This is a genomic window from Neisseria sp. P0021.S006 (genome assembly GCF_051956895.1).
The window spans coordinates 1-436 of record NZ_JBQCWZ010001292.1; the positions used below are offsets into that span (position 1 = coordinate 1).

The window sequence follows — 436 nt, forward strand, 5'->3', positions numbered from 1 at the left end:
TTAGTGTACCGCGCGGCTGTTTTAATATTTTTGGGTCAATCGCCCAATCCAATACGCGGATAGGACGGCGGTTCACAATCCATGCAGTTTCCGGATTTGCATCATCGGTAACCTTATATGCTCCGCCGGTAACTTGAACAAGCGCAATCAATTCTTGACCGCGTTTTAGCGCAACAATGTCATTAACCTGAATTTCATTGATAAATGCGGCAATTTGACCTTCTCCGCCTTTCCACTGTCCCAAACCGATGATTTTTTTGTGTTCTAAAATCCAATCAATGTTTTCAGAAAATTCCATTTCGCCAGTTGGATGCATCTGCATATGCCAAAAATTCATTTCTAATATTCCTCGTATTTGTTTGCCCAGCTTTCAGGCAGCCTGAAAAGTGCAGGCTGTTTTTTTTACGGCTTACCTGTCCACTTCCCCGAATACGAT

The 436-nt window shown here is 42.9% G+C and carries 1 protein-coding gene; it reads right to left on the reverse strand.

Annotated features, from left to right (window positions below; genetic code table 11):
- On the reverse strand, nucleotides 1–337 hold a 337-nt coding region (locus ACTHUM_RS19945; protein ID WP_440403999.1), incomplete at its 3' end, for a pyruvate kinase.
- Between the last annotated feature and the right edge of the window lie 99 nt (nucleotides 338–436).